At 66.1% G+C, this 230-nt stretch carries 1 protein-coding gene; it reads left to right on the top strand.

The window, feature by feature from the left end; genetic code table 11:
- A partial coding sequence (locus tag ACRHNM_RS18460; RefSeq protein WP_431138079.1) for a PAS-domain containing protein occupies positions 1–230 on the top strand: 230 nt, incomplete at both ends.

Here is a 230-nt window from a genome sequence, read left to right as displayed (position 1 = left end):
GTTGCTGACCAGCCTGTTGCGTGGCTCGGGCATGGATCTGGGTGAAGTGGTGGCGGTGCTGGACGAAGCGGGGCAGGAGCTGCGTTTCAACCGCGAGATCCTGTCGACCACGCTGGAGAACATCAGCGCCGGGGCCAGCGTGGTCGACCCGGACATGCGCCTGACCGCGTGGAACCGACGTTACCAGGACATGTTCGGCTACCCCGACGGCATGCTCTACGTGGGCCGCC

The organism is Psychroserpens mesophilus (genome assembly GCF_050617655.1).
Taxonomy (GTDB): Bacteria; Bacteroidota; Bacteroidia; order Flavobacteriales; family Flavobacteriaceae; genus Psychroserpens; species Psychroserpens mesophilus_A.
This window is presented reverse-complemented; position numbering and strand designations above follow the sequence as displayed.